Source organism: Microbacterium sp. TW_SC_2 (assembly GCF_055361165.1).
On record NZ_CM143952.1, the window covers coordinates 1,571,700 to 1,591,534 of the forward strand.

Sequence of the window (19,835 nt, forward strand, 5' to 3'; positions counted from 1 at the left end):
GGACGACGATGGATGGCCACATGGCCTCCGCATCGCGCCGGAGGCTGTCGAAACCGGAGCGCCACGCTCAACTGCTCGACTCCGCCCGCCGCCTGATCCGGGAACGCGGCACGGACGACTTCACCCTTGCCCGACTCGCCGAGCACGCCGGAGTCACCAAGCCGCTGGTCTACGAGCACTTCGGTGACCGCGCGGGCGTGTTGGCCGAGTTGTACCGGGCCTTCGAGTCCCGTCAGCGCGAGACTCTCGCCGCGGCTCTGCTCGACGCCCCGCCGGACGTCGACGTGGTCGCGGACATCATGGCAGGTGCGTACATCGACTGCTGTCTCGCGGAAGGGCGCGAGCTCGCCGACGTGGTCGCCGCGCTCACCGGTTCGTCCACACTCAGCCGGCTGCGGCAGGAGGCGGAAGACGCCTACCTCCGGATGTGCCGCGCCGCGCTCGAGCCGCTGACAGGTCCGCGGGAGCCGGCCGAGCTGGTGGCCGTCGTCGGCGCCGGGGACGCGTTGGCGCGGCGCGCTCTCGACGGTTCCCTCAGCGCCGATCACGCCCGTACCGCTCTGGCCCGACTGATCGCCATGATCGCCACCGTGAACTCGAACGCCACAGAAGGGAAGACCTCCGCATGACCATCTTCCAGCCGCCCACACCCGGAACAGCTCTCTGGGTGCACGCGCACCCTCGGGACGGATCGTTGAACCATCGCCTGTTCCGCGAGGGCACGCAGGCCCTCCGATCCCGTTACACCGTCTCGACGTCCGACCTGTATTCAGAGAGCTTCAACCCGGTCCTGGGTGCTCATGACCTCGGGAGCCTGGCGGCCACCCCCGGGAACATCGCGCTTCAGGCGGGAGAGGCCTTCGAGCGCGGGGAGCTGGCGGCTGACGTGCACGAAGAACAGCGCAAGCTCGCCGCCGCCGAGCTGCTCGTGATCCAGTTCCCGCTCTGGTGGTACGGAATGCCGGCGATCCTGAAGGGATGGTTCGACAGGGTGCTGACCGCCGGCTTCGCCTACGGGGACATGGATCCCGAGCTCGGTGTTCCTCGTCGGTACGGCGATGGCGGCCTCACCGGACGACGTGCGCTCGTCGTCGTCACGGCCGGCGAGGACGAACGTTCGATCGGTCCGCGCGGAATCAGTGGCGATCTGGAGTCCGTACTCTTCCCGCTCACGCACGGGGTGCTCTGGTACGTCGGCATCGACGTGCTCGACCTGCACGTCGTCCATGACGCCGATGCCCTGACGGAGGCCGACGTCGATCGCGAGGTCGTGCGCCTCCGCGAGCGGCTGCGTACCGTCCACGAGGAGCCCGCGCAACCGTTCCGCCGTCTGCGCGACGGAGACTATGCGGGAACTCGATCTCTTCGCGCGGAACTGGCGCCGGGGCGGACCGATCTCGGGATCCACCTCACGTCGTAGGTCCGTGCAGGCGGAAACGCACAAGCGCGGTGGGGATCGTCGGATCCCCACCGCGCTTGTCGCATCGGATCAGGCGCCGATCTTCTCCCGCGTCGGGTCTTCTCCGGCTCCGCGACGGGCCCGGATGAAGGCGAGGCGCTCCTCGAGAAGCTCCTCCAGCTCGGCACGCGAGCGACGCTCCAGGAGCATGTCCCAGTGCGTGCGGGCGGCCTTCTCGTCCGTGACCTCGAGCGTGACGGCCTGGCCGTCGACGTTCAGTCGTGCCTCGGCACCGCACGAGCGGCACTCCCAGGTCTGGGGTGGCTCCGCGTCGGCCGAGAACATGAGGTTCGTGACGTGGCCGCACGTGTCACAGGAATAGATGGTTTCACGGCGCTCCATGAAAACGACGCCCTCTTCGCTCTGTAGGCTCTGGGCGCCGAGTCGGATGCCGCGCAGGCTGCGATCTGCCATTGTGTGGTCCTCTCGTCGCTGTCAGGTATAACGCTCCAGCCTGTGCGCTTCATCCACGCCCGCGTCATATCGGCGCAACTCACAGCGAAATCCCAGTACGGCGGGCTAAGGACGGCGTGGCGGATCGCGATCGTCGATGACGTCGATCGCCGTGTCCGCGCGGTCGGTGACGATACCGTCCACCCCTGCCTCGAGCAGTCGGTGGATGTCAGCGGGGTCGTTCACGGTCCAGACGTGCACCTCGACGTCGTGCCGATGCGCCGCGTGCAGCAGTGCCGGCGTGAGCACGCGCACGGCTCCATGCCGCTCCGGGATCTGGAGCGCGTCGATCCCGCGGAGAGCTCGCGCGGGGGAGAGGCGGAGAGCGGACAGGGCGCGGACGCGGGCGATCGTGCGGCTGCCTCCCGAGGTGGCCGGTCGGGTGACAGCGCCGGCGCGCAGAGTCGCGGCGACCGTCGCGGCTCGATTCGCGTCGGAGAAGCTCGTGACGAGAACCCGCTGGGTGTGCTCGGCGAGGATCGGGCCCAGCGGCTCCGCGGCGGCGGCCGTCTTCACATCGATGTTGAAGCGTGATTCGGGGAACGAGTACAGCGCCTCCTGCACCGTGAGGAGACCACCGTGCTCGGCGAACAGAAGCGAGAGTTCGCGGGTGCGAACCTCTCGCACGGGGCGCGGATCTCCCACAAGGCGCTCGAGCGTGGTGTCGTGGAAGAGCACCACGTCACCGTCCGCGGTGACCTGGCAGTCGGTCTCGATGAACTCCACGCCGGCGGCGTGCGCGGCGGCGAAGGCGGCCGCGGAGTTCTCCCACACACCGGAGTCCTCGCCCGCCGGGGTCCGAAGACCGCGGTGCGCGAGGACTCGGGGGTGCCGTGCCTTGGCGAAGTAGGGGTGCGTCACACGCCGGGAGTGGTGTGCGTCGGGGGCTGCTGTCCGGGGCGGGGCGTGAACGCGCTCCCGATACCCTTCAGCGCCTCGGTGAGCTCGCTCGGGATGATCCAAAGCTTGTTGGACTGGCCCTCGCTGATCTTCGGCAGCATCTGCAGGTACTGGTAGGCGAGGAGCTTGTCGTCCGGCTCGCCCTGGTGGATCGCGGTGAACACGTTCTGGATGGCCTCGGCCTCACCCTGGGCGCGCAGCACGGCGGCCTGCTTGTCGCCTTCTGCGCGCAGGATCTCGGCCTGTCGTGCGCCCTCGGCCTCGAGGATGGCGGACTGCTTGGTTCCCTCCGCCGTCAGGATCGCGGCGCGGCGGTCCCGTTCGGCGCGCATCTGCTTCTCCATGGAATCCTGGATCGAGATGGGCGGATCGATGGCCTTCAACTCCACGCGACCGACGCGGATGCCCCACTTGCCCGTCGCCTCGTCGAGGACGACACGCAGCTGGCCGTTGATGTTGTCGCGGCTCGTGAGCGCCTCTTCGAGGTTCAGGCCACCGACGACGTTGCGGAGGGTGGTGGTGGTGAGCTGCTCGACGGCGCCCAGGTAGTTCGCGATCTCATAGGTCGCGGCGCGTGCGTCCGTCACCTGGAAGTAGACGACGGTGTCGATCGAGACGACGAGGTTGTCCTCGGTGATCACCGGCTGCGGCGGGAAGGACACGACCTGCTCGCGCATGTCGATCAGCGGGCGCAGACGGTCGATGAACGGGACGAGGATGTTCAGACCCGGCATGAGGGTCTTGTGATAGCGCCCCAGTCGCTCCACGACGCCGGCCGTCGCCTGCGGGATGATCCGGATGGACCGCGCGAGCGTGACCACCACGAAGATGATCACCGCGATCACGAGTATCCAGCCGATGGCGGCGGGGATGAACGATGCGTCGTCCATGGTGTTTCTCCTAGTCGTTGACGGGGCGGACGGTGGCGGTCGCCCCGGAGATCGCGGTGACGGCGATCGGGGAGCCCGGAGGGATCGGCACCGACGAGGCGGTGCGTGCGGTCCAGGTGTCGCCGTTGCTGAGCTTGACCTGACCGGAGATCTGCGTGATCTCATGCAGGGCGACACCACGGAGATCGAGGAGGGCGTCGACGTTCGACTTCGTGGGGTCTTCCCCTCGGCGAAGGCGTTTGAGGAGGGGAGGTCGGAGGAAGAGGATGAAGAGCCCGGCGGCCGCCGCGGCGATCAGCACCTGCACCCAGACCGGGATGCCGACGAAATCGGTGACCAGTCCGATCAGGCTCCCGAAGCTCAGCATCAGGAAGGTGAAGTCGAGGGTCAGCATCTCGATCACGAGGAAGACGGCGATCAGGATCAACCAGCCGATCCATGCCCATTGGTCGATGAACTGTACGAATGTCGCGAAGTTGTCCATACGGCCTCCTTTGGCGTCAACCTATCATGCGGGTATCGCGTCGCCGGGGCGCCGCGAGGCGGTCTTGATAGTCTGAGACGGCCGCGTGATCGCGGCGTTTCACGCATCAAGAGGAGTCATCGTGACCGACGTTCTTCCCGCAGGTTCTCTCGACGGCAAGGTCGCTCTTGTCACCGGTTCGTCGCGGGGAATCGGAGCGGACACCGTGCGCTACCTCGCCCAGGCCGGCGCGGACGTCGTCATCAACTTCCGCAACAAGGCGCCCCGTGCCGAGAAGCTGGCCGCGGAACTGCGCGAGCTCGGCGGACGTGCGCTCGTCGTGGGTGCCGATCTGACCGATCCCGATTCGATCGCCGCCATGTTCGAGGCGATCCGCACCGAGTACGGCCGCCTGGACGTCCTGGTGCTCAATGCCTCCGGCGGCATGGAGTCCGGGATGGCCGAGGACTACGCCCTCACTCTCAACCGCGACGCTCAGGTGAACGTGCTGAACGCGGCGACACCCCTGCTCGCCGAGGGCGCGCGCGTCGTCTTCGTCACCAGCCACCAGGCGCACTTCATCCGCACCACGCCCACCATGCCGGAGTACGAGCCGGTCGCACTCTCGAAGCGCGCCGGTGAGGACGCGCTCCGGGAACTGATCCCGGGTCTTGCGGAGAAGGGCATCGGGTTCACCGTGGTCTCCGGCGACATGATCGAGGGCACGATCACCGCGACGCTGCTCGAGCGCGCGAACCCCGGGGCGATCGCGGAGCGCCGCGAGTCCGCCGGCAAGCTCTACAACGTCTCCGAGTTCGCGGCCGAGGTCGCTCAGGCCGCCATCGATCCGGTTCCCGCCGACAACACCCGACTCGTGGGTGACGTCAGCGCCTTCGCCGCCGAATAGCGGACTCTCCGCACGCAGAAGATGGCCCCGCCGCGCAGACGCGCGGCGGGGCCATCTTCTGTCACGACCTCATACGGTGGATCCCGTCACTTCCTTGCCGATCGTGATCGCCCGGACGATCTGCACGATGCCGAGGGCGACGAGGGAGATTCCCAGGAAGAGCCAGAACGCGAGACCGGCGATGATCGGCGAGAACAGGACGATGATTCCGGCGATCACGCTGAGCAGGGCGTAGAGGAGAGTCCAGACGCGCGACCCGTCCTGACCGAGCAGCGACAGCGCGACGATCCCGTCGATGATCCAGCTGATCCCGATGAAGATCACCACGACGAGCGCCAGGGTGGCCGCAGCGGCGCCCAGATTCGCGAACGCGATGACGCCGGCGACGATGTAGAACAGGCCCAGCACGATGTGCCCGACCCGGGCCCAGCCGCCGCGCGACCGCGAGAAGATGCCGAGACCGATGTAGACAAGACCCGCGACGACGAGGTACGACGCGAAGACCGCGGTCACGATCACTGCCGATTTGACCGGCCACACCAGCAGGACGATACCGGCGATGAGAGCGATGACGCCGGACACGGCGAGCGTGATACGGATCGAACTGGCGAGCGATTTCGCACCGGTGAGTGAATCAGACATGGGAGGCCTTTCTGGGAATACCCTGTGAGGATGAGACCAGGGTACCGCTCCCGCGTTCCCGGCGGGGGAGAGGTTTCAAATCCCCTGTTTCGCGGGGTCCCGGCTCGTGCCAGGATCATGAGCGAACAGGCCGACAGGCCGACAGGCCGATCGGCAACCGATCAGCGCGATCCACCAGGCCGGCCGAGTGCCCGGTCACGCACACGGAAGGGCACCGATGTCCGCAGCCTCTCATGTCGCCGACAGTCATGACGTGATCCGCGTGCAGGGAGCGCGCGAGAACAATCTGAAGGACGTCAGCGTCGATATTCCCAAGCGTCGTCTGACCGTGTTCACAGGGGTGTCGGGTTCCGGCAAGAGCTCCCTGGTGTTCGACACGATCGCGGCGGAGTCCCGTCGCATGATCGACGAGACCTACAGCGCGTTCGTGCAGGGCTTCATGCCGTCGGTTCCCCGACCGGACGTCGACGTGCTCGAAGGGCTCACGACCGCCATCATCGTCAACCAGGAGCGGCTGGGGGCGAACCCTCGATCCACGGTGGGCACGGTCACCGATGCGAACGCGATGCTGCGCATCCTGTTCAGCAAGCTGGGCTCGCCGTACATCGGCGGACCGACCGCCTTCTCGTTCAACATCCCGACCCAGCGCGCCAGCGGGGTCATGACGGGGCCGAACGGTGAGAAGAAGATCGTGAAGGATGCGGTGTATCTGGGCGGGATGTGCCCGCGGTGCGAGGGCAGGGGAGCCGTGTCCGACCTCGATCTCACCCAGATCGTCGACGAGACGAAGTCGCTCGATGACGGTGCCATCATGGTCCCCGGGTACACGGCGGACGGCTGGATGGTGAAGGGGTTCTCGCAGTCGGGCTTCTACCCGAGCGACGCGCCCATCGCGGAGTTCACCGACAAGCAGCGTCAGCTTTTCCTGTACGGAGAAGTCACGAAAGTGAAGATCTCCGGCATCAACATGACGTACGAGGGTCTGATCCCGAAGATCACGAAGTCCATGCTGTCCAAGGACCTCGATGCCCTGCAGCCGCACATCCGGGCGTTCGTCGAGCGGGTCGCGACCTTCGCGGTATGTCCGGAGTGCGACGGGACGCGTCTGACGGAGGGCGCTCGCTCGTCCAAGATCGCCGGTATCAGCATCGCCGACGCCTGCCGCATGCAGGTGACCGATCTCGCCGCGTGGGTTCGCGGGCTCGAGCTGGTGGGGGCCGGACCGCTCCTGAACGCGTTGAGCGCGAATCTCGACGCCTTCGTGGCACTGGGACTCGGCTACCTCAGTCTGGAGCGCTCCTCGGGGACGCTGTCCGGGGGAGAGGCACAGCGCATCAAGATGCTGCGCCACCTCGGTTCTTCCCTCACCGACATCACCTACGTGTTCGATGAGCCGACCATCGGTCTGCATCCGCACGACATCCAGCGGATGAACGGACTGCTTCGGAAGCTGCGCGACAAAGGCAACACGGTGCTGGTGGTCGAGCACAAGCCGGAGACGATCATGATCGCGGATCACGTCGTCGATCTCGGACCGGGTGCGGGCAGCGGTGGCGGCGAGATCTGCTTCGAGGGATCGGTCGACGGGCTCAGGACCAGCGGCACGCGGACAGGGTCGCATCTCGAGGATCGGGCATCGCTCAAGGACGACGTGCGGCGGGGAGACGGGGCGATCGAGGTGCGCGGGGCCACCGCCAACAATCTGCAGAACGTCGACGTCGACATCCCGATGGGCGTGCTCAGCGTGGTCACGGGCGTCGCGGGCTCCGGGAAGAGTTCCCTGATCCATGGTTCGGTGGCGAAGCGTCCGGGTGTGGTCGCGATCGATCAGGGCGCGATCAAGGGGTCCCGCCGAAGCAATCCGGCGACGTACACGGGACTGCTGGAGCCGATCCGCAAGGCGTTCGCGAAGGCCAACGGAGTGAAGCCGGCTCTCTTCAGCGCCAACTCCGAGGGAGCGTGCCCGACGTGCAAGGGCGCGGGCGTGATCATCACCGAGCTGGGCTTCATGGACACGATCGAGACTCCATGCGAGGACTGCGGCGGCAAGCGTTTCCAGGCGAGCGTCCTCGAGTACAGGCTCGCCGCCAAGGACATCACCGAGGTGCTCGACCTCTCGGTGGCGGATGCGCGCGTGTTCTTCTCGGAGGGCGAGGCCAGGCTGCCGGCGGCGACGGCCATCCTGGGGCGGCTCGACGATGTCGGCCTGGGGTACCTGTCGCTCGGGCAGCCGCTGTCGACGTTGTCGGGCGGGGAGCGGCAGCGCATCAAGCTCGCGATCCAGATGGGGGAGAAGGGAGACATCTACGTGCTCGACGAGCCGACGACGGGTCTGCACCTCGCCGATGTCGACAAGATCCTCGGACTTCTCGATCGACTGGTCGAGGCCGGGAAGACCGTGATCGTGATCGAGCACCACCAGGCCGTCATGGCGCACGCGGACTGGATCATCGACATCGGCCCCGGTGCCGGACACGACGGGGGACGCGTGGTGTTCGAGGGCACGCCGGCTGAGTTGGTATCCCAGAAGTCGACGCTGACGGGGGAGCACCTGGCCGCGTACGTCGGCGGGTGACGAGGTCACTCGCGCGAAGGGGTCGACGGGGTCGCGCCGATCGCTGACGGATCAGTCCTTGCGCGCGACGATCGTGTACGTGCAGGGGAGCAGATCGCGCTCCGCATCCGGCCACGCGTATCCGCCCGGCACCTCGACCATCCGCGGACTGAACTGCCACGGCAGCATCCTGCCCTCATCGAAGTGCAGCAGCCGCAGTCCTGCACGCAGCAGAGCTCCCAGGATCTCCGACAGCGGGTGCGGCCACTCGTAGGTGCGCGGGTGGGCGACCTTCCCGTCGCCCACGTAGGTCGATTCCTCGTCCCACTGCTGCGCGCGTCCGTCGCCGAAGTACGGATAGCGCGTGGTGAGACCCGGCGCGTTCTCGTCGAGCGCGTACAGCGCGGGGTGGCCGTCGCGGATGAAGAACGTCCCACCGGCCCGGAGCAGCCCGCTGATCTGCGCGGCCCAGCGGTCCAGATCCTGGAGCCACGTGATCGTCCCGATGCTGGTGTAGACGACGTCGAAGTCGCCGTCCACGGCGCTCCGAGCGTCCAGGACATCCGTCTCCACCCAGGTCGCGGTGACGCCGGCCCGGTCGGCCAGCGCCGAGGCGACCCGCAGCGCGGACGGTGAGAAGTCGACTCCGGTCACGCGTGCGCCGGCGCGGGCCAGAGACACCGTGTCGGTGCCGATATGGCATTGCAGGTGGCACAGGTCGAGCCCGGACAGACGCGGAGACGGCAGGAACGGCTCCAGAGCGGCGAGGTCGTGACGGACGACATCGCTGAGATGATCCGGATCGTCGAACGCGTCCAGTCCGTACGCCGTCTCGTGCAGCGGCACCCGATCCTCCCAGTTCTCCTGATTGGCCTGCCTCGCCGCGTCCCAGTCGATCCGCACGTTCTCTCCGGTCATCCGACGAGCCTATCCACCCCTCTCCCGACTCACACGGAATAACCGATAATGCACATTATGTCAGGACAGGGGAATCATCACTCCCCGCGCGGTCAGCCGCGCCGAGCCGGACTCGCAGGTGTGGTTTACTGGGCGACGTTTGTCACGTCGGTGCTGCCCTCCCGCAGCGCCTCACCAAGGGGGAAGTACTCACATGAATCGCCGTATCGCAGCCTGGACGATCGCCGCTGTCGCCGTTCTCGGTCTCACCGCCTGCTCGGGAACCCCGAGTTCTTCGGACGACGCCACGAAGACCGAGAGCTCCGCGCCCGCCGAGGAGACCTCGGAGCCCACGTCGGAGCAGAGCGTCGCCGACGCCTGCGCCTCGGCCACCTCGCAGATCCAGTCGGCCACGCAGTCGCTGACGTCTCTCGACGTCTCGGCCGCCAGCGCTGACCCGCAGGGCACCGTCGACACCTTCACCAAGTCGGTCGACGCGATCGGCGCCGCCGCCGAGTCCGTTTCCAACCCCGAGGTCAAGGCTGCCGTCACGGCCGTGTACGAGGACTTCGGTGCCATGCGCGATCTGCTCGCGAAGGTGCTGATCGAGCAGGACATGACCGTGGCCACTGAGATGACCGCCGTCTCCACGGACGTGCAGGAGTCGGCGCTCGCGGTCAGCGAGCTCTGCGCCGGCTGATCCCCCGCGCCTGACGACAGAGGCCCCGTGACCATCCGGTCGCGGGGCCTCTGACGTGCCACACCGCGCACGGCCGGATCCGCTGACACGACCGGCACCGTGCCCGAGACGAGTAGCGTGGAAGGGTGCAGCGCGTCCCCTTCTCCCCCGTCTCCGCACCGGGGTGGCGCGCCTGGGTGATCTGGTCCGTCGGCGTCGCCGCATACGTGCTCGCGATCACCAACAGAACGTCGCTCGGTGCGGTCGGTGTCGATGCGGCGGATCGCTTCCAGGCGGATGCCTCGACACTCGCTCTGTTCGCGGTCGTGCAACTCGCGGTCTACGGCGGCATGCAGATCCCGATCGGGGTGCTGCTCGACCGGTTCGGCTCCCGCCCGATCATGACCATCGGCATGCTGCTCATGGCCGCAGGGCAGCTCACGATGGCCCTCTCCCCCAGCATCGGCATCGCGATCCTCGCCCGGGTGCTGCTCGGCGCAGGTGATGCGGCGATCTTCCCCGCCGTGCTCCGTCTCGTCGCGACCTGGTTCCCGGCGCAACGAGGGCCGATCATGGTGCAGTTCACCGGCATCCTCGGCCAGGCGGGGCAGCTTGTCGCCCTCGTCCCCGTCGCCGCCCTGCTGCACGCCACGAGCTGGTCCATCACCTTCGGCAGTATCGCGGGTCTCGGCGTGCTCTTCACGATCCTCGTCTGGCTCGTGATCCGGAATCACCCGGCGGAGCGCGGCGCCGACGTGACCGTGAACACCGACACGGGAGTGATCCGGGTCGTGACCTCGGCGATCGACACGGGCGTCGGCATCCGCGCGGCGTGGGCGCACCCGGGCACGCGCCTCGCGTTCTGGTCGCACTTCACCACACCCTTCGCGGGCACGGCGTTCATCCTGCTCTGGGGCATGCCCTTCCTCACCGCTGCACAGGGACTCGACTCCGCCCATGCCGCGGGCATCATCTCGGTCTACGTGATCGCCGGCATGGCGCTCGGGCCGCTGATCGGCGATCTCTCCCGGCGCCTCCCGAACCACCGGTCGCTGGCGCTCGTGCTCCCGGCCGTGGGCGTGCAGATGACGGCCTGGCTCATCGTGCTCGCGATGCCGGGCCCCTCCCCCCTCTGGCTGCTCTACGTGCTCGCCGTGGCGATCGCGACCGGCGGACCGGCGTCCATGATCGCGTTCGACCATGCACGCACCCACAACCCCTCGCACCGTCTCAGCACCGCCACCGGCCTGACGAACGCGGGCGGCTTCATCGCCGCGCTGATCGCGATCTTCCTGATCGGCCTCGCGCTCGACATCCAGGGAGCGGGCACGCCGGAGACCTACACGCTCGACGCCTTCCGCATCGCGTTCCTGATGCCGGTGCCGCTGTGGCTCCTCGGCGTCGTGTTCATCGTGCTCGAGCGCAAGCGCACTCGTATCCGCATGGGGCTCGATCCCGAGCGACCGCGGCACCGCTGAGCCGAGATTCCGCGCCCGCCCTCAAGCCCGGCGCGGGGTCCATCCCGAGGGCAGCGCGCCGTCGTAGGCGGCCCGTTCGCGATCCGCCGCGGCCGACCAGCCCTGTGCCCGGCCGGGCGTGTCGACGGCGCCGCGCGCCAGACGCAGCCCGACGTCCTCGTGGTGCATGCGCGGCGCTCCCCCGCGGCGCACCGACGCCCGAACGCTCCAGGCGTCGTCGGCGAAACCTCCTCCGCGGAACACCCGGTAGTCGTCGTAGCGCGCCGGGTCGAGGAGATCCCAGCACCACTCCCACACGTTGCCGAGCGTGTCGAAGAGCCCGTTCAGATTGGGCAGTTTGCCGCCGACGTTCTGCGGGCTGCTGACTCCATCCGCCCCGGTCCAGGCGGCATCGGCGAGCGGGGCGTAGTGCGGGCCCCGCGATCCCGCACGGCAGGCGTACTCCCACTCCGCTTCGGTCGGCAGGCGGTAGCCGTCCGCCGTGACATCCCAGCTGACCTCCTCGCCCTCGAAGCGGTAGACGGGGTCGAAGCCCTCCCATTCGGACGCGGCATTGCAGAAGTGCACGGCGCGCAACCAGCTGACATCGGTCGCCGGTCGGTCGGGGTGCTCGGATGCGATCCCCAGCACCTCCGCCAACTGCTCCTGTGTGACCGGATAGACGCCGATCTCGAACCCCTCGAGCGAGACCGTGCGTTCCAGCTTCCGCCGGGCGTCGTGCAGCGTGACCTCGCCCGGCGCGATGCGCCGCATCTCGATGTCACTCATCGCGCAGGTCGTTCCTCACGCGGGTCACGCATCGGCGGCGCGGGCAGGCACGCGGTCGACCCAGACCGGATACTTCGCCAGACGCCCGTCTCCCGAGGAGGTGCGGGTCACCCGTCGACGCACCCACGGTCCGACGAACTGCCGGTAGTACGCCAGTCCCGCGGGCCCCGCCGCTCCCTCGGACTGCGGGGACCACCAGGTCTCCGGCGGCTCGTAGCCCAGAGCGTGCAGCACGCGGGCGGCGACGCGGTGATGCCCGGCGGCGTTCATGTGCAGGCGGTCCTCGGACCAGTACGTGCCGCGCGCGAGTTCCCTATCCGGCCAGTTCAGCGCGCGGACGACGTCGGGACGGTTCTCGATCCGGCGCAGCACCGCCTCGGAGAGCAGGTCGCCGCGGCGCTGCACGAGGTCGCCCATCGGCAGCTGCCCGCTGGGATTCGCCCCCGAGAGCAGGATCACGGTCACGCCCTCCTCGTCGCAGCGGCGAAGGACTCGGCTGAAAGCGTCGGCGACATGCTCCAGGTCGGCGCGCGGCCGGAGCATGTCGTTCCCTCCCCCGTTGAAGGACAGGTGGGTCGGATGAAGCGCGAGAGCGAGCTCCAGCTGCTCGTTCACGATCGGCCAGGCGAGTTTGCCGCGGATGGCGAGGTTCGCGTACTGGATCGGATGCCCGGCTGCGTCCGCCCAGCCCTGGGCGACGAGGTCGGCCCATCCACGTTCACGGCCGTCGGGCAGGACGTCGCCGACTCCTTCCGTGAAGGAATCGCCGATGGCCACGTAGCGCACGTCTGTCACCCGTCCAGCCTATTCCCGACGGGCGCGACGAGGGGGCACCGGTCGTCGCTCACCGGTCGTCGAGCGCGAGGCCCCCGCGGTCCTGCAATCCCCAGGCTGCCCCGGCGGCAACGATGAAACAGGCCGCGAAGACCACGAACAGCAGGGGCGCTCCCCCGGCGATGAGCAGCACGGGCACAGCGAGCGGAGCGACGATCGACGCGAGCCGCCCGATCCCCGCAGCCCATCCGGCCCCGGTCCCCCGCAGAGAGGTCGGGTAGATCTCCGGGGTCACCGCGTAGAGCGCGCCCCAGGCGCCGAGGTTGAAGAACGACAGCGCCATACCGGAGGCGATGATCGCCCCCTCGCTGGTCGCCGTGCCGAAGAACACCGCCGACACCGCCGAGCCGACGAGGAAGACCGACAACGTCGTGCGCCTTCCCCACACCTCGATGAGCCACGCGGCCACGGCATACCCGGGGAGCTGCGCGAGCGTGATGATGAGCGTGAACCCGAAGGAGCGGACGAGGTCGAAGCCGGCGTCGACCAGGATGCTGGGGATCCAGATGAACGCGCCGTAGTAGGCGAAGTTGACGCACAGCCACACGATCCACAGGCAGAGGGTGCGAACGCGGAACTCCGCGTTCCAGAGTGTCGTCACGCGCGATCGCGCGGTGACCGCGATCGGGCGCGACTGCGGCTCGCGGCGGATCGCCGCACCGTGCACGATACCCGCGTCGGCTTCGAACGCCGAGACGATGCGATCGGCTTCAGCGATGCGCCCCTTCGAGGCCAGCCACCGGGGCGACTCGGGCAGCCCCCAGCGCACGATCAGGGCGTAGACCGTGGGGATCGCACCGAGCGCGAAGGCCCAGCGCCATCCGTTCTCGGAGGCCGGGATCACGAAGAAGGCGATCAAGGCCGCCGCGGTCCATCCGAGTGCCCAGAACGCCTCGAGGATCACGATCAGTCGGCCGCGCATCCGGGCCGGGGCGAACTCGCTGACGTATGTCGATGCGACGGGGAGCTCGGCGCCGAGGCCGAGGCCCACCAGGAACCGCAGCAGGAGCAACGCTCCCACTCCGGTCACGAGGGCGCTCGCTCCGGTCGCCACGCCGTAGATCAGCAGGGTCAGGGCGAAGACCTGCCGGCGCCCGAGCCGATCCGCCAGCAGACCGCCGAGGGTCGCGCCCAGCGCCATGCCGATGAAGCCGACGGAGGCGATCCAGCCCGCCTCGCCCTTGGTCAGACCCCACTGCTGCGTCAGCGCCGCGAGGATGAACGAGATGAGACCGACGTCCATGGCATCGAGCGCCCAGCCGACCCCGGAACCGGTCAGGAGGCGGAAGTGCCGCCGCGTGAAGGGGAGATCATCGAGACGGGCTGCCAGCGATGCGCGGCTGGGCAGGGCGGTGTGGGCCATGCCTCTCATCGTAGAACGGCGAGGGCGCGGCGCCCGCGCGGTGGCGGATCAGGAATCCGCGTCCAGCAGCTTCCGCACCCGCGGGATGACCTCGGTGCCGTACAGCTCGATGCTCCGCATCATCGCCTCGTGGGAAAGCGTGCCCGTCGCGTATTTGAGATCGAAGCGACCCAGCCCGAGCGTGGTGATGGTGTCGGCGATCTTGGCGGCGACCCGGTCGGGCGAACCGGCGTAGATCGCGCCCTCCGGACCGATGTCGTTCTGGAACCGCGCGCGGCTGTACGCCGGCCATCCGCGCTCACGGCCGATGGTGTTGTTCATGGCCTCGAAGCCGGAGTATGCGGCGTCCCACGCCTCGGCGTCGGTGTCGGCGATGTGCCCGGGCGAGTGCACCGAGATGGGATGCGACGTCGTGCCGAAGGACGCGACGGACCGGTGGTAGAGATCGACGAAGGGGCGGAATCGCGCCGCCGAACCGCCGATGATGGCGAGCATGAGCCCGAGTCCGTGCCGCGCCACGCGCACGACCGACTCCGGGCTCCCCCCGACGCCGACCCAGGTGCGCAGACCGTTCTCGGTCTTCGGGAAGACGTTCGCGTTCTCCAGAGGAGCACGCATGGTCCCCGACCAGGTGACGGGCTGCTCCTTCAGAAGCTCGACGAACAGCTCGAGCTTCTGCTCGAACAGGGCCTCGTAATCACGGAGGTCGTATCCGAAGAGCGGGAATGACTCGATGAACGATCCGCGCCCGAGCACGACCTCGGCGCGGCCCCCGGAGACGGCGTCGAGCGTGGAGAAGCGCTCGAAGACACGCACGGGGTCGTCCGAGGAGAGCACGGTGACCGCGGTGCCCAGACGGATGCTCTTCGTGCGTCCTGTGATCGCGGCGAGCACGATCTCCGGTGCCGACACCGCGAACTCGGTGCGGTGGTGCTCCCCCACCCCGAAGAAGTCGACGCCGACGGCGTCGGCCATCTCCGCCTGCGCGACGACGTTGCGAATCGTCTGCGCTCCACTCACCAGCTCTCCGTCGGCATCGCGCGTGATGTCGCCGAAAGTGTCCAGTCCGAACTCGATAGCCATGTCAGCCCTTTCCATTCAGATGAATGAACACACGCGCGAGCTGCGGCATTCCCTCATCGCGGAAGAAGCGCGGTGCGCAGCGTGTCGAGTCCGACGCCGCCCAAGTCGAGCGCGCGCTTGTGGAACCCCTTGAACGAGAATGCGTCGCCTTCGGCCGCCTGCACCGCATCGCGGACCTGTTCCCAGATGCGCTGGCCGACCTTGTACGAGGGAGCCTGGCCCGGCCAGCCGAGGTAGCGGTTCACCTCGAACTGCACGAACTGGTCCGACATGTTGACGTTCCTGCGCATGAAGTCGAGCGCATACGGGGCGTCCCAGATCCCGTCGCCGTCGAGACGGGGCTTGCCGAGGTGCACACCGATGTCGAGCACCACGCGCGCCGCACGCATGCGCTGTCCGTCGAGCATCCCGAGTCGGTCGGCGGGATCGTCGAGGTAGCCGAGCTGCTGCATGAGGCGCTCGGCGTAGAGCGCCCAGCCCTCCGCGTGCCCCGAAGTGCCGGCGAGCAGCCGACGCCAGGAGTTCAGCTCGCCGCGGTTGTGCACGGCCTGGGCGATCTGCAGGTGATGTCCGGGAACGCCCTCGTGGTAGACCGTGGTCAGCTCGCGCCAGGTGTCGAACTCGGTCACGCCCTCGGGAACCGACCACCACATCCGGCCGGGCCGGGAGAAGTCGTCGGTCGGCCCGGTGTAGTAGATCCCGCCCTCCTGCGTAGGAGCGATCATGCACTCCAGCGTGCGGATCGCCTCCGGGATGTCGAAGTGCGATTCTCCGAGCTCGGCGACAGCACGATCGCTCGTCTCCTGCATCCAGCGCTGCAGCGCATCGGTACCCACGAGTTTGCGACTCGGGTCGGCCTCGAGGTGGGCGACTGCTTCCTCCACCGACGCACCGGGGAGGATCTCGTGAGCGATCGCGGTCTGCTCCTCCACCATGCGCGCCAGCTCTTCACGACCCCACTCGTAGGTCTCGTCGAGGTCGATGGTGGCGCCCAGGAAGCGACGGGAGTGGAGGGCGTAGACATCGCGGCCCACGGCGTCCTCCTCGCGCGAGGCGGGAGCGAGCTCTTCCACCAGGAATCGCCGCAGATCTCCGTAGGCGACCCGGGCGGCCGCGGACTTGTCGGCGAGCGTGCGCGCGAGGGAGGCCGGCAGCTGCCCCTCCTCGGGGGCGGCTTCGGCGACGAACTCGGCGAAGAAGCCGTCGTCGGCGATGTAGCGGGTGATCTGCGTGGCCACCTCCGTGACCTGTCGACGAGCGGGCGTCACCCCCTCGGCGATGCCCGCACGCAGCGTCTCCGTGTAGCCGCGCAGCGCGCGCGGTACGTCGCCCAGGCGGGTCGCGATCACGGACCAGTCGTCGGTGGTCGCCGTGGGCATGAGGTCGAACGCGGAGCGCACGTCCTGGGCCGCCGAGGCGATCACGTTCACGTCGCGCAGGTGCCACCGAGCCTCATGGAACTCGAGGTCGAGACGCAGCTCCGAACTGAGATCCGTCTGCGTCACCTCGTCGATCGCGTCGACGGGCTCGAGCGCCGTGAGTGCGTCGAGGGCTGTGCGCGTCGCCGCAGCGAGCTGCTCGTGGCCCTCCGGGCTCAGGTCGCCGAAGCGGTCGTTCACCTCGCTGCGACCGATGTAGGTGCCCAGCGTCGGGGCGAGCACGGAGATGGTGTCGACCCACTCCTCGGCGACCTTGTCGATGGCAGAGGGGGTGCGGGGGGCTGAAGTCATGGACTCCACCCTAGTGATCCCCCTCCGCCGTGGTCGGGCGATCCGATATGCCGGGCGCGCCGACGGGGCTCAGTGCGCGGCCTCGTTCCAGTCCTTCCCCCGCCCGACCTGCACGTCGAGCGGAACCGTGAGATCGGCGGCATCGCCCATGCGAGCGCGCACGATCCGCTCCACGGCATCCCACTCCCCCGGCGCGACTTCGACCACGAGCTCATCGTGGATCTGGAGCAGGGCGCGTGAGGTGAGTCCCTCCGAACGGAGGTCGGCGTGGATGTGGAGGAGTGCGATCTTCATGATGTCGGCGGCACTGCCCTGGATCGGCGCGTTGAGCGCTGCGCGCTCGGCGTTCTCACGCAGCACCCGGTTCGGGCTCGCGAGGTCAGGGAAGGGTCGACGACGCCCGAAGATCGTCTCCGTGTAGCCGACCTCTTTCGCCGCCATCACGGAGGCGCGCAGGTAATCGCGGACCGCGCCGAAGCGAGCGAAGTACTCCACCATCAACTGCTTCGCCTCGGATTGCTCGATCCGCAGCTGCTTGGACAGGCCGAAGGCGGAGAGCCCGTAGACCAAGCCGTACGACATCGCCTTGACCTTGGTGCGCATCGCCGGTGTCACGTCGCTCGGCTCGACGCCGAACACGCGCGCGCCGACGAAGCGGTGCAGGTCCTCGCCGCTGTTGAACGCCTCGATGAGCCCTTCATCGCCTGAGAGGTGCGCCATGATGCGCATCTCGATCTGGGAGTAGTCCGCGGTGAGAAGCGCCTCGTACCCCTCGCCCACCTGGAACGCGCTGCGGATGCGTCGGGACTCCTCGGTGCGCACCGGGATGTTCTGCAGGTTCGGGTCGGTGCTCGAGAGCCGTCCGGTCTGGCTGCCGGTCTGCACGTAGGTGGTGTGCACGCGGTGGTCTTCGCCGATCGCCGAATCGAGGGACTCGATGATCTGACGCAGCTTGGTCGCCTCGCGATGCTGCAGCAGGAGGCTCAGGAACGGGTGGGGGTGGCTCTCCTGCAGGTCGGCGAGCACAGCGGCATCCGTCGAATACCCGGTCTTCGTCTTGCGGGTCTTGGGGAGCTGGAGGTCTTCGAACAGGACCTCCTGGAGCTGCTTCGGTGACCCGAGGTTGAACTCGCGTCCGACGACCGAGAACGCCTCGGCGGCGAGGCCCTCGGCGCGTGTCGCGAGTTCGCCGGAGAACGTCGACAGCACCTCGTGGGAGACCGCCACGCCGGCGACCTCCATGTCGGCGAGGGTGAGCAGGGTGGGCAGTTCGATGTCGACCAGGACCTTCGCCACGGACTCGGGGATGTCCTCGCGCAACGCCGCCGCGACGCGCAGGATGAACCAGGCCTCCTGCGAGGGCGTCGCACCCTCGGTCTCGGGCACCAGCTGCGTGGGGTCGGCCTCCGGGAGCTTCTCGCCGAGATAGCGCTCGACCAGATCACCCAGCGTCTTGTCCGGGAAACTCGGGCGCAGCATCCACCCGGCGAGGCTGGTGTCGTACGCCAGGCCGCCCAGCTGCACGCCCTGACGCAGCAGCGCCTTCACCTGCGGCTTGGCGTCGTGCAGCACCTTCGGCGCGTCTGAAGAGAGCCAGGAGCGCAGGGCATCAGCGTCGACGGTCGGCCAGTCCGCCTCACGGAGCTCGGTCTCGGTGGCGGCGCCGATGCGGACAGGAACGCCCCCCTGCACCACGACACGCACGGCGACGTCGCCGTCGAGCGCGGATGCCCAAGCGACGAACTCGTCGGCGGAGACCTGCGCCGGCTCGGGCAGGACGACCACGGATGCGGGATCGTCGGCGACCTCTCCGGCGCCGACGGCCTCGAACACGCGGGGCAGCAGCGTACGGAACTCCAGGCGCGCGAAGATGTCGCGCACGGCCTGGGCATCGATCGGGGCCACCGCGAGGTCGGAGGGAGCGAGCGGCAGCTCCACGTCGGTCAGCAGACGGTTCAGCTTGCGGTTGCGACGGACGTCGTCGATGTGATCGCGCAGATTGCCGCCCACCACACCCTTGATCTCGCCGGCGCGATCGAGCAGTTCGTCGAGAGTGCCGAACTGGGTGAGCCACTTCACCGCGGTCTTCTCCCCCACCTTCGGCACTCCGGGGAGGTTGTCGCTCGTCTCGCCGACCAGAGCCGCGATGTCGGGGTACTGCTCGGGGCGCACGCCGTACCGCTCCTGCACGGTGGTCGGGTCGTAACGCTTGAGCTGCGAGACCCCCTGCACCGAGGGGTAGAGCAAGGTGACGTCGTCGGTCACCAGCTGGATGGAGTCGCGGTCTCCCGAGACGACCAGCACGTCGTACCCCTGCGCGGCGCCCTGCGTCGAGAGCGTCGCCAGGATGTCATCGGCCTCGATGCCCTCCTGGGTGAGCACGGGGATCGACATGGCCGCCAGGCAATCCTGCAGCAACGGGATCTGCCCGCGGAACTCCTGCGGGGTCTCGGAGCGCGTGGCCTTGTATTCGGGGTATTCGTCGGTGCGGAACGAGTGCCGCGAGGTGTCGAAGGCGATCGCCATGTGCGTGGGCTGCTCGGCCTTGATCAGGTTGACCAGCATGGACAGGAAGCCGTAGATGGCGTTCGTGTGCTGGTTGTCCTTGGTCGTGAAGTTCTCGACCGGAAGGGCGAAGAAGGCGCGATAGGCGAGCGAATGGCCGTCGATGACCATGAGGGTAGGCTTTGCGGAGTCCGTCACCCTGTCAGCCTAACGAGGACGACAGACACCCG

General features: G+C 68.3%; 18 protein-coding genes. 6 read left to right on the top strand and 12 right to left on the bottom strand.

Annotated elements, in window-relative coordinates; all coding sequences use genetic code 11:
• The first annotated feature begins 20 nt into the window (after positions 1-20).
• Positions 21-629, top strand: coding sequence for a TetR/AcrR family transcriptional regulator (locus ACWA14_RS07390; protein ID WP_463797242.1), 609 nt, complete (start codon positions 21-23; stop codon positions 627-629).
• Positions 626-1,420 carry an NAD(P)H-dependent oxidoreductase gene (locus ACWA14_RS07395; RefSeq protein ID WP_463797244.1) on the top strand — a complete coding sequence of 265 codons (795 nt, stop codon included), beginning with the start codon at positions 626-628 and terminating at the stop codon, positions 1,418-1,420. Before ACWA14_RS07390 ends, ACWA14_RS07395 begins: the two co-directional genes overlap by 4 nt.
• Before the next feature lie 69 nt (positions 1,421-1,489).
• Here ACWA14_RS07395 and ACWA14_RS07400 read toward each other — a convergent pair whose 3' ends face one another.
• The 4 genes from ACWA14_RS07400 to ACWA14_RS07415 form a co-directional block, all read right to left on the bottom strand.
• Positions 1,490-1,873 (bottom strand): RNA polymerase-binding protein RbpA, encoded by a 384-nt coding sequence (locus ACWA14_RS07400; RefSeq protein WP_463797245.1) that lies wholly within the window; start codon positions 1,871-1,873, stop codon positions 1,490-1,492.
• Positions 1,874-1,978: 105 nt separating this feature from the next.
• The gene (locus tag ACWA14_RS07405; protein ID WP_463797247.1) at positions 1,979-2,773 is read right to left on the bottom strand and encodes a glycerophosphodiester phosphodiesterase family protein; all 795 of its coding nucleotides are present in this window, start codon (positions 2,771-2,773) and stop codon (positions 1,979-1,981) included.
• Positions 2,770-3,702, bottom strand: coding sequence for an SPFH domain-containing protein (locus ACWA14_RS07410; protein WP_463797249.1), 933 nt, complete (start codon positions 3,700-3,702; stop codon positions 2,770-2,772). Before ACWA14_RS07410 ends, ACWA14_RS07405 begins: the two co-directional genes overlap by 4 nt.
• A gap of 10 nt (positions 3,703-3,712) precedes the next feature.
• Complete coding sequence (locus ACWA14_RS07415; RefSeq protein WP_463797251.1) at positions 3,713-4,186, bottom strand: NfeD family protein; 474 nt, start codon at positions 4,184-4,186, stop codon at positions 3,713-3,715.
• A 121-nt stretch (positions 4,187-4,307) separates the two neighbouring features.
• Between ACWA14_RS07415 and ACWA14_RS07420 the strand changes: the two genes are divergently transcribed.
• A complete protein-coding gene (locus tag ACWA14_RS07420; protein ID WP_463797254.1) occupies positions 4,308-5,072 on the top strand; it encodes an SDR family oxidoreductase in 765 nt (254 codons plus the stop codon).
• A 69-nt stretch (positions 5,073-5,141) separates the two neighbouring features.
• On the opposite strand, the gene ACWA14_RS07425 is transcribed toward ACWA14_RS07420, so the two are convergent.
• Entirely contained in the window at positions 5,142-5,714 is a 573-nt protein-coding gene (locus tag ACWA14_RS07425) for an HdeD family acid-resistance protein (protein ID WP_463797255.1), read from the bottom strand.
• Between the two features lie 217 nt (positions 5,715-5,931).
• Here ACWA14_RS07425 and ACWA14_RS07430 point away from each other — a divergent pair, with 217 nt between their 5' ends.
• On the top strand, positions 5,932-8,289 hold the full coding sequence (locus tag ACWA14_RS07430; RefSeq protein WP_463797256.1) for an ATP-binding cassette domain-containing protein: 2,358 nt from the start codon (positions 5,932-5,934) through the stop codon (positions 8,287-8,289).
• Positions 8,290-8,340: 51 nt separating this feature from the next.
• On the opposite strand, the gene ACWA14_RS07435 is transcribed toward ACWA14_RS07430, so the two are convergent.
• Complete coding sequence (locus tag ACWA14_RS07435) at positions 8,341-9,186, bottom strand: class I SAM-dependent methyltransferase (protein WP_463797258.1); 846 nt, start codon at positions 9,184-9,186, stop codon at positions 8,341-8,343.
• A gap of 193 nt (positions 9,187-9,379) precedes the next feature.
• Between ACWA14_RS07435 and ACWA14_RS07440 the strand changes: the two genes are divergently transcribed.
• Together ACWA14_RS07440 and ACWA14_RS07445 are read left to right on the top strand one after the other, a co-directional pair.
• Positions 9,380-9,865, top strand: coding sequence for a hypothetical protein (locus ACWA14_RS07440; RefSeq protein WP_463797259.1), 486 nt, complete (start codon positions 9,380-9,382; stop codon positions 9,863-9,865).
• A gap of 125 nt (positions 9,866-9,990) precedes the next feature.
• Entirely contained in the window at positions 9,991-11,322 is a 1,332-nt protein-coding gene (locus tag ACWA14_RS07445) for an MFS transporter (RefSeq protein WP_463797261.1), read from the top strand.
• Positions 11,323-11,343: 21 nt separating this feature from the next.
• Here ACWA14_RS07445 and ACWA14_RS07450 read toward each other — a convergent pair whose 3' ends face one another.
• The 6 genes from ACWA14_RS07450 to polA all read right to left on the bottom strand — a co-directional run bounded on the left by ACWA14_RS07450 (position 11,344) and on the right by polA (position 19,803).
• Positions 11,344-12,090, bottom strand: a complete 747-nt coding sequence (locus ACWA14_RS07450; protein WP_463797263.1) for a formylglycine-generating enzyme family protein — start codon at positions 12,088-12,090, stop codon at positions 11,344-11,346.
• A 24-nt stretch (positions 12,091-12,114) separates the two neighbouring features.
• Positions 12,115-12,876: an SGNH/GDSL hydrolase family protein gene (locus ACWA14_RS07455; protein ID WP_463797392.1), complete on the bottom strand. Its 762-nt coding sequence runs from the start codon at positions 12,874-12,876 to the stop codon at positions 12,115-12,117.
• 58 nt (positions 12,877-12,934) lie between these two features.
• Positions 12,935-14,287 carry an MFS transporter gene (locus ACWA14_RS07460; RefSeq protein WP_463797264.1) on the bottom strand — a complete coding sequence of 451 codons (1,353 nt, stop codon included), beginning with the start codon at positions 14,285-14,287 and terminating at the stop codon, positions 12,935-12,937.
• 48 nt (positions 14,288-14,335) lie between these two features.
• Positions 14,336-15,370, bottom strand: coding sequence for an LLM class flavin-dependent oxidoreductase (locus ACWA14_RS07465; protein ID WP_463797266.1), 1,035 nt, complete (start codon positions 15,368-15,370; stop codon positions 14,336-14,338).
• Positions 15,371-15,423: 53 nt separating this feature from the next.
• Positions 15,424-17,100: a DUF885 domain-containing protein gene (locus ACWA14_RS07470; RefSeq protein WP_463797268.1), complete on the bottom strand. Its 1,677-nt coding sequence runs from the start codon at positions 17,098-17,100 to the stop codon at positions 15,424-15,426.
• Between the two features lie 69 nt (positions 17,101-17,169).
• Complete coding sequence (gene polA / locus ACWA14_RS07475) at positions 17,170-19,803, bottom strand: DNA polymerase I (protein ID WP_463797269.1); 2,634 nt, start codon at positions 19,801-19,803, stop codon at positions 17,170-17,172.
• Positions 19,804-19,835 lie beyond the last annotated feature (32 nt).

What these genes read in the sequence shown, in the direction of transcription:
- ACWA14_RS07425 (WP_463797255.1), bottom strand. Translation starts at nt 5,714, where the DNA reads ATGTCTGATTCACTCACCGGTGCGAAATCGCTCGCCAGTTCGATCCGT.
- ACWA14_RS07410 (WP_463797249.1), bottom strand. Translation starts at nt 3,702, where the DNA reads ATGGACGACGCATCGTTCATCCCCGCCGCCATCGGCTGGATACTCGTG.
- ACWA14_RS07400 (WP_463797245.1), bottom strand. Translation starts at nt 1,873, where the DNA reads ATGGCAGATCGCAGCCTGCGCGGCATCCGACTCGGCGCCCAGAGCCTA.
- ACWA14_RS07435 (WP_463797258.1), bottom strand. Translation starts at nt 9,186, where the DNA reads ATGACCGGAGAGAACGTGCGGATCGACTGGGACGCGGCGAGGCAGGCC.
- ACWA14_RS07470 (WP_463797268.1), bottom strand. Translation starts at nt 17,100, where the DNA reads ATGACTTCAGCCCCCCGCACCCCCTCTGCCATCGACAAGGTCGCCGAG.
- ACWA14_RS07390 (WP_463797242.1), top strand. Translation starts at nt 21, where the DNA reads ATGGCCTCCGCATCGCGCCGGAGGCTGTCGAAACCGGAGCGCCACGCT.
- ACWA14_RS07450 (WP_463797263.1), bottom strand. Translation starts at nt 12,090, where the DNA reads ATGAGTGACATCGAGATGCGGCGCATCGCGCCGGGCGAGGTCACGCTG.
- ACWA14_RS07430 (WP_463797256.1), top strand. Translation starts at nt 5,932, where the DNA reads ATGTCCGCAGCCTCTCATGTCGCCGACAGTCATGACGTGATCCGCGTG.
- ACWA14_RS07460 (WP_463797264.1), bottom strand. Translation starts at nt 14,287, where the DNA reads ATGGCCCACACCGCCCTGCCCAGCCGCGCATCGCTGGCAGCCCGTCTC.
- ACWA14_RS07395 (WP_463797244.1), top strand. Translation starts at nt 626, where the DNA reads ATGACCATCTTCCAGCCGCCCACACCCGGAACAGCTCTCTGGGTGCAC.
- ACWA14_RS07415 (WP_463797251.1), bottom strand. Translation starts at nt 4,186, where the DNA reads ATGGACAACTTCGCGACATTCGTACAGTTCATCGACCAATGGGCATGG.
- ACWA14_RS07465 (WP_463797266.1), bottom strand. Translation starts at nt 15,370, where the DNA reads ATGGCTATCGAGTTCGGACTGGACACTTTCGGCGACATCACGCGCGAT.
- ACWA14_RS07440 (WP_463797259.1), top strand. Translation starts at nt 9,380, where the DNA reads ATGAATCGCCGTATCGCAGCCTGGACGATCGCCGCTGTCGCCGTTCTC.